The organism is Rathayibacter sp. VKM Ac-2803 (assembly GCF_009807175.1).
GTDB lineage: Bacteria > Actinomycetota > Actinomycetes > Actinomycetales > Microbacteriaceae > Rathayibacter.
In genome coordinates this window covers 2,305,249-2,318,354 of sequence record NZ_WUCD01000001.1, presented here as the reverse complement: position 1 = coordinate 2,318,354, position 13,106 = coordinate 2,305,249, and the positions used below count along the sequence as shown (strand labels likewise).

The window sequence follows — 13,106 nt, the reverse complement described above, 5'->3', positions numbered from 1 at the left end:
GCGGCGACCTCCGCCGTGACCGCTCCGCCGTGGGCGGACGGGACGGATGTCAGTCGATGCGGCCGGGGGTGCCGTCGCCGGCGACCACCGCACCGCCCGCCGCCGACCAGGCCGTCATCCCGGCCTCGATGTTGGCCGTCTCGTAGCCGGCGCGATCGAGGGCCTGGACCACCATCGCCGAGCGGACTCCCGAGTGGCAGACGACGAGGATCGGCGCGTCGGCCGGCAGCTCGTCCTGCCGCTCGCCGATCTGGCCCATCGGGATGTGGTGCGCGGTGGGCGCGTGGCCGAGCGCCCACTCGTGCGGCTCGCGCACGTCGAGCAGCCAGACCTCGTCGCGCTCGACGAGGCCGACCGCGTCGACTGCGGAGACCTGTGCGTACTCGGCCATCGCGATCCTCCTAGGAGCCCTGGACGACAGGTGTCACGGCGCGCTCGCGAGCCGTGGTGACGCGCTTGTCGTGCTTCGAGATCTCGGGCTCGCGGCTGCGCAGCTGCGCGTAGAGCGGGGCGGCCACGAAGATCGTGGAGTACGTGCCCACGATGATGCCGATCAGGAGCGCCAGCGAGATGTCGCGCAGCGTCCCGGCGCCGAGGACGAACGCGCCGATCACGAGGATCGCCGCGACCGGCAGGGCCGCCACGATCGAGGTGTTGATCGAGCGGACCAGGGTCTGGTTCTCGGCGAGGTTCACCGTCTCGGAGAAGGTGCGCGTGGTGCTCCCCAGCGCCTCGACCGTGTTCTCGCGGATCTTGTCGAAGACCACGACCGTGTCGTAGAGCGAGTACCCGAGGATCGTGAGGAGGCCGATGACCGCGGCGGGCGACACCTCCGTGCCGGTGATGCCGTAGACGCCTGCCACGATCACGAGGTCGTGCAGGAGGGCGACGATGGCGGCGAGCGACATCTTCCAGGTGCGGAAGTACGCCCACATGGCGAGGGCGGCGAGCACCACGAAGATGATCAGGCCGCGCACCGCCTGCTGCGTCACGTCCGAGCCCCAGGCCGCTCCGATGAAGGAGGAGGCGACCTGATCGTTGGGAACGCTGTAGGCCTCGGCCAGGGCGTTGCGGACAGCGGTCGACTCGTCGGTCGAGAGCTGGCTGGTCTGCACGCGGATCGAGTCGTCGCCGACGACCGAGACGCGCGGGACGGCGTCGGCCGAGACCGACGTCACGGCATCGGTCGCCGCGTCCTGGTCGAGGCTGGACGGCGACGTGACCGTGAACTCCGAGCCGCCGGTGAACTCGATGCTGAAGTTGAAGCCGCCCCGCGCCGCCGTCCCGAGGACGGTCAGCAGGATGATCACGATCGAGATCAGGTACCAGGTGCGGCGGCGGCCGACGAAGTCGACGGAGCGCTTGCCGGTGTAGAGGTCGTTTCCGAACTGCGAGAAGCTGGCCATCACGCGTCCTTCCCGTTCGCATCGTTGGACGTCGACCGGCCGGCCGCCTCAGCGGCCTTGCGCTCGGCGATGGTCTGGCGCTTCGCGGCCTCGCGGGCGGCGGAGGAGCCCTTGCCCGCGACGACCGCGTCCTGCGGACGGAACGCCGCCCGGCCGCGGTAGACGGCACCGAGCGCGCGTGGATCCAGCCCGGAGGCCCGATGCCCCTCGGAGAAGAACTTCGTCGTGGCGAGCAGCTGCAGCATCGGGTGCGTGAAGAGGATCACGACCACGAGGTCGATCAGCGTGGTGATGCCGAGCGTGAGCGCGAAGCCGCGGACGCTGCCGACCGCCAGGGCGAAGAGCACGACGGCGGCGAGGAGGTTCACCATGTCGGACGCGAAGATCGTGCGCAGCGCCCGCCGCCAGCCCGCCTCGACCGAGGACTCGAGCCCTCGGCCGTCGCGCAGCTCGTCGCGGATGCGCTCGAAGTAGACGATGAACGAGTCGGCCGTGATGCCGATCGCGACGATCAGACCCGCCACTCCCGCCAGCGAGAGCCGCAGGCCCTCGCGCCAGGACAGGATCGTCACGACGAGGTAGGTGACGATCGCCGCCACCAGCAGCGACGCGATGGTCACGGCACCGAGCACGCGGTACTGCGCGATCGAGTAGACGACGACCAGGATCAGTCCGATGAGGCCGGCGAGCAGTCCGCTCGCGAGCTGCGTGGATCCGAGCGTCGCCGAGATGCTGTCGGAGCTCTGCACCTGGAAGCCGATCGGCAGCGCACCGTACTTGAGCTGGTCGGCCAGGGTCTTCGACGACTCCTGGGTGAACGAGCCGGAGATCTGCGCGTTGCCGTCGGTGATCGCGGCGTTCGTCGACGGCGCCGAGATGACCCTGCCGTCGAGGACAATGGCGAACTGGTTCTGCGAGCCGGTCAGCGCGACGAGTCGCGACGTGACGGCGCCGAAGGCCTCGGTGCCCTGGTCGTCGAACGAGAGGTTGACCGCCCAGGTGCCGGTGCTGGCACCGGAGGACGTGGTCATCAGGCCGTTCGAGGCGTCGGAGATGTCCTCGCCGGTGATCTCGACCGGGCCGAGGACGTACTTCACGGTGCCGGTGTCGTCGCAGGTGATCAGCGGCTGGTCGGCGGGCGCGAGGTTCGGGTCCTGGTCGTTCAGGAACGCGCAGTCGAAGGCGGTGTACTGAGCCTCGAGCGCGGGGGTGATGTAGGCGAGGTCGCTCGCGTTCGACGGCGACGCGGTCGGCGTGGTCGAGAGCGACGGATCCACGGGAGTGGGCGTCGGTGACGAGGTCGAGTCGCCTCCGACCGCGGAGTTCGTGGCCTGGCTGGCGACCAGCACGGGGCGGAAGTCGAGCTTCGCCGAGGCCTCGATGCGCTGCAGCGTCTCGTCGTCGGGGGTCCCCGGGATCGAGACGACGATGTTGCTCGAGCCCTGGGTGGTGATCTCGGCCTCGGACACGCCGGACGCGTCGATGCGCTGACGGATGATCGAGACGGCCTGGGTGAGCTGCTCGGACGAGACGGTCTCACCGTCGGTCAGCTGCGGCTGCAGGACGATCTGGGTGCCGCCCTCGAGGTCGAGCGCGAGCTTCGGAGTCCAGGAGCCGCCGCCCCAGAGGACGGCCGCGGTGTTGAGCCCGACGAGGGCGAGGATCAGGACACCGAGCCAGCTCAGTGAGCGCCGGGCCTTGCGGACGGGGGTTGATGCGGCCACCCAGGGCTCAGCTTTCTCTTCGTTCGACGGTGATCGGTCGGGGTCGAGCCCCGGACGCGGAAGGGCGGGCGAGGCGCTCTCGCGCCCGGCCCGCCCTGGAGACTACTGCGCGTCCGGCTTGCGGTCGCGGTCGAGGGGGTCGACCAGCGGGTCGGCCTGGTGCGCGGAGTCGCGCTCGCCGAACGCGGGCGACTCGGCCGCGACGACCGGCTCGACCTCGTCGGCGTCGGCGACGGCGGTCTCGTTCTCGGTCGGGTCGATGATGCGCGCGATCGCCTGGCGGTGGATCGTCAGGAGCGTGCCGGGCGTCGACTCGATGATGATCTTGTTCTCGTCCTCGTCGATCGAGACGACGGTGCCGAACAGGCCGGAGCCGGTCATCAGCTCGGCTCCGGGGACGAGACCGCTCTTCATCTTCTCCGCATCGCGCTGGCGCTTCTTGTTGTTGCGGAACATGAAGATGATCATCACGGCGAGAAGAAGGACGAGCAGAATGATCGTCGGATCCATGGGTGAGCCTTCCGGAGTGGGTGGCGATCCTCGGCGTCAGTGCCGGTCGTGAGCGGATCGAGCGGCCCGTCGGGCCTTGAAGATTATAGGTCATCCCCGAAGAGCGACTGCTGGGGCCCCGCCGAGGGCGCACCACGAGGTGTGAGGGCGAAGTGCCGCCAGGCCGCCGGAGTCGCGACCCGGCCGCGCGGCGTGCGGGTCAGCAGTCCGATCCGCACCAGGAAGGGCTCGACCACGGACTCGACGGTGTCCGCCTCCTCCCCCACCGACACGGCGAGGGTGTTGAGGCCGACCGGGCCTCCGTCGAAGCGGGTCAGCACGATGTCCATCACCGCGCGGTCGAGGCGGTCGAGACCGAGCGCGTCGACGTCGTAGAGCTCGAGGGCCGCACGGACGGCGGTCACGTCGGCCCGCCCTCCGTGCACGAGGGCGAAGTCGCGGACACGGCGCAGGAGGCGGTTCGCGATGCGGGGAGTCCCGCGGCAGCGGCCGGCGATCTCGGCGACGGCCTCGCCGTCGATGTCGAGATCGAGCAGGCGAGCGGCGCGGGTGAGGACCTGCCGCAGCTCGTCCTCGGCGTAGAACTCGAGGTGGGCGGTGAAGCCGAAGCGGTCGCGGAGCGGATTGGGGAGCAGACCGGAGCGGGTGGTCGCCCCGACCAGCGTGAAGGGCGCGAGATCGAGGGGGACGGACGTGGCTCCGGCACCCTTGCCGACCATGATGTCGATGCGGAAGTCCTCCATCGCGAGGTAGAGCATCTCCTCCGCCGCGCGCGCCATCCGGTGGATCTCGTCGATGAAGAGGATCTCGCCGGGCAGGAGCGAGGACAGCACGGCCGCGAGGTCGCCCGCGTGCTGGATCGCCGGTCCGCTCGACAGGCGCAGCGGCGACGAGCTCTCCTCCGCCACGATCATCGCCAGGGTCGTCTTGCCGAGACCGGGAGGGCCCGCGAGCAGGATGTGGTCGGGGGTGCGGCCCTGCATCGCCGCCGCCTTGAGCAGCAGCTCGAGCTGCCCGCGGACCTTGCGCTGCCCGACGAACTCGCTCAGGCTCTTGGGCCGCAGCGCCCCCTCGAAGGCGATCTCGGCCTCGGAGGCGACCTCGGGACCGAGCACGTCGTCGCTCACGATCGCGCCGCCGGGCCGAGTCGGGCGAGAGCGAGGCGGAGGAGCGCCTGCACGTCGGCAGCGTCGGACGCCTGCGCGTCGAGCAGGATCTCGTCGACGACCTCGGCCGCGACGCGCTCGGGCCAGCCGAGGCCGACGAGCGCCGACAGGACGCTCTGGGCGGCGGTGGCGCCGGGACCCGAGCCGCGGGCTGCGCGCGGGCGGACGGCGAGCTTGCCGGCGAGGCTCAGGACGATCAGCTTCGCGGTCTTGGGGCCGATGCCGGTCACCTTGCGGAACACGGCGTCGTCCTCGTCGGCGACGGCCTGCGCGATGCGATCGGGCTCGATCGCGCCGAGGACGCCGAGGGCCGACTTCGGACCCACCCCCGTCACTCCGATGAGCAGCTCGAAGATCTCGAGCTGCTCGGCGTCGGGGAAGCCGTAGAGGGTGAGCGAGTCCTCGCGGACGATCAGCGTCGTGGTGAGGGTCGTCTCGTCTCCGACGCGCAGCTCGATCGCGTGCTGCGGGGTCACGTTGACCGCGTAGCCGACGCCGTGGACGTCGACGACGGCGAGACTCCCGCGGGCGGAGAGGACGGTGCCGCGGAGGGAGGAGATCACCGCAACAGTCTAGGACCTCGAACAGGCGTTCGAGTGGAGGCCTCCGCGGCGCGCCACGCCCGCTGCGCCGGCGTCTCGTCTGCGCCCGCCACGGGGCCCGACGCGAGCGGCGCGCGCCAGGCGTGGCACACCGCGAGAGCGAGCGCGTCGGCGGCGTCGGCCGGGGTGGGCGGGGCGTCGAGACGGAGGACGCGCTGGATCATCGCGGTGACCTGGCGCTTGTCCGCGGCGCCGTATCCGGTCACCGCGGCCTTCACCTCGCTCGGGGTGTGCATGCCGACCGGGAGCGAGCGGCGCGCGGCCGCGACGAGCGCGACTCCGCTGATCTGAGCGATGCCCATCACCGTGCGGACGTTGTTCTGCGCGAAGACGCGCTCGATCGCCACCGCGTCGGGACGGTGCTCGTCGAGGAGCGCCTCGATGCCGTCGCCGAGCGCGAGGAGGCGGCGCTCGAGAGCGTCGTCGGTGGGCGTCCGCAGCACGCTCACGTGCACGAGCGTCGCCCGCCGGTCGCGGGCGACGTCGACGATGCCCACACCGCAGCGGGTGAGCCCCGGATCGATCCCGAGGACGCGCATCAGAGCGCCTGCCCGGGACGGACCGGGGTCACCGCGTCACTCCTCGTCGTTCTCGAGCTCGGCGCGCACCTCGGGCGTGATGTCGAGGTTCGTGTAGACGTTCTGCACGTCGTCCGAGTCCTCCAGCGCGTCGATGAGGCGGAACACCTTGCGCGCGGTCTCGGCGTCGGCCTCGACCTGGAGCGACGCGACGAACTCGACGTCGGCGGCGTCGTAGTCGATGCCGGCCTCCTGCAGCGCGGAGCGGGCGGGGACGAGCTCGCTCGGCTCGGTGCGGACCTCGAAGCTCCCGCCGTGGTCGATGACGTCGTCGACTCCGAAGTCGAGGACCGCGACGAGCACGTCGTCCTCGGTCACGCCGTCGCCGTGCGGGACGGTGATGACGCCCTTGCGGGCGAAGTTGTAGGCGACGCTCCCCGGGTCGGCCATGGTGCCGCCGTTGCGGGTCATCGCCGTGCGGACGTCGGCGGCGGCGCGGTTCTTGTTGTCGGTCAGGCACTCGACGAGCAGCGCGATGCCGTTCGGGCCGTAGGCCTCGTACATGATCGTCGTGTAGTCGATGACCTCGCCGGTGAGGCCCGCGCCGCGCTTGATGGCGCGGTCGATGTTGTCGTTCGGGACCGAGGTCTTCTTGGCCTTCTGCACGGCGTCGACGAGCGTCGGGTTGCCGGAGAGGTCGGCGCCGCCGATCTTGGCGGCCACCTCGATGTTCTTGATCAGCTTGGCGAACGACTTCGCGCGACGCGAGTCCTTGATCGCCTTCTGGTGCTTGGTCGTGGCCCACTTGGAATGCCCGGACACGGTGCTCCCTCGGAAGTTCGTTTCGGCGCGACCCCCGCAGGCGCCGCCTATCAGCTGATGCAGTCTAATCGAGGCTCCGGAGGCGCGAGCGGTGCCGCGCGAGGACGCTCGCCCGCCCGCGCGGAAGATCGGGACGGGGCCGCCTCGTCGGTCCGACCCGATCCGCCGGGAGGTCTGCAGTTCCACCCTGCTGACGGACGTTGGTCTCGATACGCCCCTGCGGGGCTACTCGACCAGCATGCTCGCGAGCGGACGGGCGGGAGTCCGATCTGAAGGAGAGCCTGCAGATCGGCGAGCCCCGCGAGGCGAACCGTCGATTCGCGTGCGAGCGAATCGGCGTAGCCGTTCGCAGGACGCTCCACCCGCGCGACCACCTCTGAAGGCCGACCGCGCCGGACCGGGCAAGGACCGGCCCGGCCGCGAGCACCGCCGAACTGACGATTCGCGTGTCAGCGAATCGGCGTAGCCGTACGCAGGACGCTCCACCCGCGCGACCACCTGTGGGAGCCGACTGCGCTGCGCCGGGCAGGGACCGGCGCAGACGAGGTTGCTCAAGTAGCAGATCCGCCGCCGGCGGATCTGCTACTTGAGCAACCTCGAGAGGACACGATCCGCGAGGGGCTTCCCGTTCGTCTGGCAGGTGGGGCAGTACTGGAGGGTGGAGTCGGCGAAGATCACCTGGCGGACGGTGTCGCCGCAGACGGGGCAGGGCTCGCCGGTGCGGCCGTGGACGCGCATGCCGAGCTTCTTCTCGCGCTTGAGGTCGGCGGCGTGCAGGCCGACGGCACGGCCGAGGGCCTCCTCGAGGGTGTAGCGGAGGGCGGAGTAGAGGCGGTCGAGCTCTTCGGCGGTGAGGGTGGCGGGCTTGAACGGCGACATGCGGGCGACGTGCAGGATCTCGTCGGAGTAGGCGTTGCCGATGCCCGCGATCCGGGACTGGTCGCGGAGGACTCCCTTGAGCTGCGCGCGGCCGGCGGTGGCGAGGATCGCACCGAGGATCTCGCGGGTGAACGCGGGGTCCAGCGGGTCGGGTCCGAGGCGGGCGACGCCGGGCACATCGCGCGGGTCGGCCACGATCGAGAGCGCGAGGCTCTTCTTCGTCCCGGCCTCGGTGATGTCGAAGCCGGAGCCGTCGTCGAGGACGAGGCGTGCCGCGAGCGGACCCCGGCCCGGCTTGACCGGAGCAGTGGGCCGCTCGGGTCGCCAGCGCACCCAGCCGGCGCGCGCGAGGTGCAGGAGGACGTGGGCGTCGCCGATCGCGAGGTCGAGGAACTTGCCGTGGCGGCTCACTCCGTGGATCGTCTCGCCCGCGAGGGACGACGGGGTGATCGCGACGGTCTTGAGCGCCGAGATCGCGTACACGCCGAGGCTCTCGAGGACGCGGCCGCCGAGACGCTCGTCGAGGTCGCTCGCGAGCGCCTGCACTTCGGGGAGTTCGGGCATGCGACCACTGTGGACCGCACCACCGACACCGTCCACCCCTGGCGGAGCGCGCGGCGCGGTGTGCTCAGGCGCCGAAGCGCGTCGCGGCGACTTTCCGCAGGAACAGCTCGTGGAAGCGGTAGTCGCCGGTGATCTCGGGGTGGAACGAGGTGCCGAGCAGGTTGCCCTGCTCGACGGCGACGACGCGGCCGTCGGCGACGGAGGCGAGCGCGGTCGCCCGCTCCCCCAGCGCCTCGACGATAGGAGCGCGGATGAAGACCGCATGCATCGGCGGATCGCCGATGGCGGGGATGTCGAGGTCGGTCTCGAAGGAGTCGAGCTGGTTCCCGAAGGCGTTCCGCCGGACGGTGACGTCGAGCCCGCCGAAGCTGGCCTGCCCGTCGATGCGGTCGAGGACCCGGTCGGCCAGCATGATCAGCCCCGCGCAGGTGCCGTAGACGGGCAGACCCGCCTCGATCGCCTCCGTCACGGGCCCGGCGAGGCCGAACAGGCGAGACAGCTTGTCCATCACCGTGGACTCGCCGCCGGGGATCACGAGGCCCGCGACCGAGGCGAGCTCGGCGGGGCGCCGCACCAGGACGACCTCGGCGCCGAGCTCGCGCAGCACGTGCGCGTGCTCGCGGAAGTCGCCCTGGAGAGCGAGGACGCCGACATGGAGCCCCTCGAGGGACTCGCGCGTCTCGCCCTCGCCCGCGACGGGCGGCTCGCCGGGGCTACCAGCCACGCTCGGAGAGGCGGTGCGGCGCGGGCACGTCGGCCACGTTGATGCCGACCATCGCCTCGCCGAGTCCGCGGGACGCCTCCGCGATGACCTTCGCGTCGTCGAAGAACGTCGTCGCCTTGACGATCGCGGCGGCGCGCTTCGCGGGCTCGCCCGACTTGAAGACGCCGGAGCCGACGAAGACGCCGTCGGCGCCCAGCTGCATCATCAGCGCGGCGTCGGCCGGAGTCGCGACTCCGCCGGCGGTGAAGAGGACGACGGGCAGCTTGCCGGTGCGAGCGATCTCGGCGACGAGGTCGTAGGGCGCCTGCAGCTCCTTCGCGGCGACGTAGAGCTCGTCGTGCGTGAGCGACTTCAGGCGGTTGACCTCGGCCGAGATGGTGCGGATGTGCTTGGTGGCCTCTGAGACGTCTCCGGTGCCGGCCTCGCCCTTCGAGCGGATCATCGCGGCGCCCTCGGTGATCCGGCGGAGCGCCTCGCCCAGGTTGGTCGCGCCGCAGACGAAGGGCACGGTGAACTTCCACTTGTCGATGTGGTTCACGTAGTCGGCGGGCGAGAGGACCTCGGACTCGTCGATGTAGTCGACGCCGAGCTCCTCGAGGACCTGCGCCTCGACGAAGTGGCCGATGCGCGCCTTCGCCATCACGGGGATGGAGACGGCCGCGACGATGCCGTCGATGAGGTCGGGGTCGCTCATCCGCGCCACACCGCCCTGCGAGCGGATGTCGGCGGGGACGCGCTCGAGCGCCATCACGGCGACCGCTCCCGCGTCCTCCGCGATGCGGGCCTGCTCGGCGTTGACGACGTCCATGATGACGCCGCCCTTGAGCATCTCGGCGAGCCCGCGCTTGACGCGGCTCGAGCCGAACTGCTCGGGGGCGGACGAGGACGAGGTGGTGGTGTCAGTCATGTTCGGGGTGTCCTGTTCTGTGCGGCGTCTTCCGCCGACGGCAGCAATGAGTCTACGAGAGGGTGCCGCATGCGATCCGCGCTGGACACGCACCGCCCGGCTGGTCTAGTCGGCGGGCCAGGCGGCGGCGATGCTCGCACGGACGTCGCCGAGCAGCTGCGGCAGCGCCTTCGTGCGGGCGATGATCGGGAAGAAGTTGGCGTCGGTCGCCCAGCGGGGCACCACGTGCTGGTGCAGGTGCGCGGCGATCCCGGCTCCGGCGACGGCGCCCTGGTTCATCCCGAGGTTGAAGCCGTCGTTGTTCGAGACCTCGCGGATGACGCGCATCGCGGTCTGGGTGAGGGCGCCGATCTCGGCCACTTCTTCTGCGGTGGCCTCGTCGTAGAGCGGGATGTGCCGGTACGGGCAGACCAGCAGGTGTCCGGAGTTGTAGGGGAAGAGGTTGAGGAGCACGTACGCGTGCGTCCCGCGGGCGACGATGAGGCCCTCCTCGTCGCTCAGCGTGGGGGCGACGCAGAACGGGCAGTCGTGCGCGCCGGGCTGCCCCTTCTGGATGTACACCATCCGGTGCGGAGTCCACAGGCGCTGGAACTCGTCGGGCACGCCCGCGAGGTGTGCGGAGCCCTCGGCGCCCTCGGGGATGAGATCGCCGTCGGTCATCAGACCTGCGCCTTCGTCGCGATCGCCTCGCGGATGCGGGCGACGGCGTCGGCGACGGGGATGCCGTTCTCCTGCGTCCCGTCGCGGAAGCGGAAGCTCACCGCGCCCGCGTCGCGGTCCTTCTCGCCGACGATCAGCTGGAACGGCACCTTCTGCAGCGTGGCGTTGCGGATCTTCTTCTGCATGCGGTCGCTCGAGTAGTCGATCTCGGCGCGGACGCCCGACTTCTTCAGCTCGCCGATGACGCCCTCGAGGTAGGGCAGGTACTCGTCGGCGATCGGGATGCCGATCACCTGCACAGGCGACAGCCAGACCGGGAACGCACCGGCGTAGTGCTCGGTGAGGATCGCGAAGAAGCGCTCGATCGAGCCGAACAGGGCGCGGTGGATCATCACCGGCTGCTTCTTCGTGCCGTCGGACGCGGTGTACTCGAGCTCGAAGCGCTCGGGCTGGTTGAAGTCGAGCTGGATGGTCGACATCTGCCAGGTGCGGCCGATCGCGTCGCGCGCCTGCACCGAGATCTTCGGGCCGTAGAACGCGGCTCCGCCCGGGTCGGGGACCAGCTCGAGGCCGGACTCGACGGCGACGGCGCGCAGCGACTCGATCGCCGACTCCCACTGCTCGGGGTCGCCGACGAACTTCGGGTTGCCCTCCTCGTTGGTCGAGAGCTCGAGGTAGAAGTCGTCGAGGCCGTAGTCGCGCAGCACCTGCAGCACGAACTCGAGGTTGCGGGTCAGCTCGGCCGCCACGTCCTCCTGGGCGACGTAGATGTGCGCGTCGTCCTGCGTGAGTCCGCGCACGCGGGTGAGGCCCTGCAGCGTGCCGCTCTTCTCGTAGCGGTAGACGGTGCCGAACTCGGCCAGGCGCAGCGGCAGCTCGCGGTAGCTGCGCCCCCGCGAGCGGAAGATCAGGTTGTGGAAGGGGCAGTTCATGGGCTTCAGGTAGTAGTCCTGGCCCTGGCGGGTGATCGTGCCGTCCTCGTCCTGCAGCTCGTCGAGGTGCATCGGGGGGAACATCCCCTCGGAGTACCACTGCAGGTGACCGCTGGTCGTGAAGAGATCGCCCTTGGTGATGTGCGGCGAGTAGACGAGCTCGTAGTCGTGGGCGAGCAGCTGCTCGCGCATGTACTGCTCGATCTCGTAGCGGATGATCCCGCCCTTGGGGTGGAAGACCGCGAGGCCGGAGCCGATCTCGTCGGGGAACGAGAAGAGGTCGAGCTCGTGGCCGATCTTGCGGTGGTCGCGGCGCGCCGCCTCCTCGAGCCGTGCCTGGTGGGCGCGGAGCTCGTCCTTCGTGGGCCAGGCGGTGCCGTACACGCGCTGGAGCTGCGGGTTCTTCTCGGAGCCGCGCCAGTAGGCGGCGGCGTTGCGGGTCAGCGCGTAGCCGTTGCCGATCATCCGCGTGTTGGGGAGGTGGGGGCCGCGGCAGAGGTCCCTCCAGACCGTGTCGCCGGTGCGCGGGTCGACGTTGTCGTAGATCGTGAGCTCGGGGCCGCCTACCTCGACCGACTCGCCGTCGGATCCGCCGCCCTTGAGGCCGATCAGCTCGAGCTTGTAGGGCTCGCCGGCGAGCTCCGCACGGGCCTCGTCCTCGGTCACGACGCGGCGCACGAAGCGCTGCCCCTGGCGGATGATGCGGTCCATCGCCTTCTCGAGCGCCTTCATCGCCTCGGGGGTGAAGGGCTCGGTCACGTCGAAGTCGTAGTAGAAGCCGTCGGTGACGGGCGGGCCGATGCCGAGCTTCGCCTCCGGGTTGATCTGCTGCACGGCCTGGGCGAGCACGTGCGCGGCCGAGTGGCGGAGGATGTCGAGACCCGCCGGCGAGGAGATCAGGACGGGCTCGATGCGGTCGCCGGGGACGACCTCGGTGGCCAGATCGCGCAGTTCTCCGTTGACGCGGAGGGCGACGACGGCCCGATCCGTGAAGTGCGTGAACCCCGTCCCGGCCTCGGTCACCTCGAAGGACGACTCGTTCTGGGGGGGATTCGACGATTCGTTCGACACGCGCGGGCACTCCTCAGGCTCTGCAGACCCCTCGACTTTAGTCGCCCGCGGGGCGTCGGCGGACCGGTTCCGGAGGCAGGCCGGAACACCTCGCGGAGGCGGCTGTCCGCACTCGAGAGAGTGAACTGAGAAGGAGCCCCGGCATTCGGAGAAGTGATGTCGGCGAATGCGCGGACAACGGTGCCGAATGCTCTCTCGACGGAGATATCGAGCGCCTTCTCCCGCGGTACCGCGAGAATGAAACGGGTTGCAGGAACCCCTGATGAGACGGCGTGTCCGGTCGCGATGCCGCGCGGTTCGGAGAAGCTCGAGACGCATTCCGCCGGTGGACTCGCGATATCACCGGGAGAAGCCGGCGAGTGATATCCGAGAGGGAGGGAGCGCGGTCCGGAAGGTGACCTTCCGAACCGCGCCGGGCTCCCTCTCGCTCCGTCACGATTCCTGGCGGTCGGGGGCGTCCGGGAACCCTCGATGCCGAGGCGCGACCCGATCGCGCGATCGGCATCGAGACGATTCTAGGAGGCGGCCGCCTGACACGCGGTTGGGAGCCAGGAGCTGAGTGTCACCATTCCCGTGACCCCCGTAGTGGGGTCGCAGAACGCGCCATTTCTCCCGCTATGT

13 protein-coding genes are annotated in these 13,106 nt (G+C 70.4%); all 13 read right to left on the bottom strand.

Annotated features, from left to right (window positions below; all coding sequences use genetic code 11):
- Positions 1-49: 49 nt before the first annotated feature.
- Entirely contained in the window at positions 50-391 is a 342-nt protein-coding gene (locus tag GRS96_RS10790; RefSeq protein WP_159853367.1) for a rhodanese-like domain-containing protein, read from the bottom strand.
- Positions 392-401: 10 nt separating this feature from the next.
- Positions 402-1,406: a protein translocase subunit SecF gene (gene secF / locus GRS96_RS10785; RefSeq protein ID WP_159853365.1), complete on the bottom strand. Its 1,005-nt coding sequence runs from the start codon at positions 1,404-1,406 to the stop codon at positions 402-404.
- The gene (gene secD, locus GRS96_RS10780; RefSeq protein WP_159853363.1) at positions 1,406-3,130 is read right to left on the bottom strand and encodes a protein translocase subunit SecD; all 1,725 of its coding nucleotides are present in this window, start codon (positions 3,128-3,130) and stop codon (positions 1,406-1,408) included. The genes secF and secD overlap by 1 nt, the downstream gene beginning before the upstream one ends.
- A 102-nt stretch (positions 3,131-3,232) precedes the next feature.
- Positions 3,233-3,640, bottom strand: a complete 408-nt coding sequence (yajC, locus tag GRS96_RS10775) for a preprotein translocase subunit YajC (protein ID WP_159853361.1) — start codon at positions 3,638-3,640, stop codon at positions 3,233-3,235.
- An 83-nt stretch (positions 3,641-3,723) separates the two neighbouring features.
- Positions 3,724-4,767 carry a Holliday junction branch migration DNA helicase RuvB gene (ruvB, locus tag GRS96_RS10770; protein ID WP_159853359.1) on the bottom strand — a complete coding sequence of 348 codons (1,044 nt, stop codon included), beginning with the start codon at positions 4,765-4,767 and terminating at the stop codon, positions 3,724-3,726.
- Complete coding sequence (ruvA, locus tag GRS96_RS10765; RefSeq protein ID WP_159853357.1) at positions 4,764-5,369, bottom strand: Holliday junction branch migration protein RuvA; 606 nt, start codon at positions 5,367-5,369, stop codon at positions 4,764-4,766. The genes ruvB and ruvA overlap by 4 nt, the downstream gene beginning before the upstream one ends.
- Positions 5,366-5,947, bottom strand: a complete 582-nt coding sequence (gene ruvC, locus GRS96_RS10760) for a crossover junction endodeoxyribonuclease RuvC (RefSeq protein WP_159853355.1) — start codon at positions 5,945-5,947, stop codon at positions 5,366-5,368. The genes ruvA and ruvC overlap by 4 nt, the downstream gene beginning before the upstream one ends.
- Before the next feature lie 36 nt (positions 5,948-5,983).
- Positions 5,984-6,748, bottom strand: coding sequence for a YebC/PmpR family DNA-binding transcriptional regulator (locus GRS96_RS10755; protein WP_159853353.1), 765 nt, complete (start codon positions 6,746-6,748; stop codon positions 5,984-5,986).
- 582 nt (positions 6,749-7,330) lie between these two features.
- Positions 7,331-8,191 carry an Fpg/Nei family DNA glycosylase gene (locus tag GRS96_RS10750; protein WP_159853351.1) on the bottom strand — a complete coding sequence of 287 codons (861 nt, stop codon included), beginning with the start codon at positions 8,189-8,191 and terminating at the stop codon, positions 7,331-7,333.
- Positions 8,192-8,255: 64 nt separating this feature from the next.
- On the bottom strand, positions 8,256-8,798 hold the full coding sequence (pdxT, locus tag GRS96_RS10745) for a pyridoxal 5'-phosphate synthase glutaminase subunit PdxT (protein ID WP_235021824.1): 543 nt from the start codon (positions 8,796-8,798) through the stop codon (positions 8,256-8,258).
- Between the two features lie 106 nt (positions 8,799-8,904).
- Complete coding sequence (gene pdxS, locus GRS96_RS10740; protein ID WP_159853347.1) at positions 8,905-9,822, bottom strand: pyridoxal 5'-phosphate synthase lyase subunit PdxS; 918 nt, start codon at positions 9,820-9,822, stop codon at positions 8,905-8,907.
- Positions 9,823-9,927: 105 nt separating this feature from the next.
- Positions 9,928-10,482 carry an HIT family protein gene (locus GRS96_RS10735; RefSeq protein WP_159853345.1) on the bottom strand — a complete coding sequence of 185 codons (555 nt, stop codon included), beginning with the start codon at positions 10,480-10,482 and terminating at the stop codon, positions 9,928-9,930.
- A complete protein-coding gene (thrS, locus tag GRS96_RS10730) occupies positions 10,482-12,437 on the bottom strand; it encodes a threonine--tRNA ligase (RefSeq protein WP_235021823.1) in 1,956 nt (651 codons plus the stop codon). Before thrS ends, GRS96_RS10735 begins: the two co-directional genes overlap by 1 nt.
- Positions 12,438-13,106 lie beyond the last annotated feature (669 nt).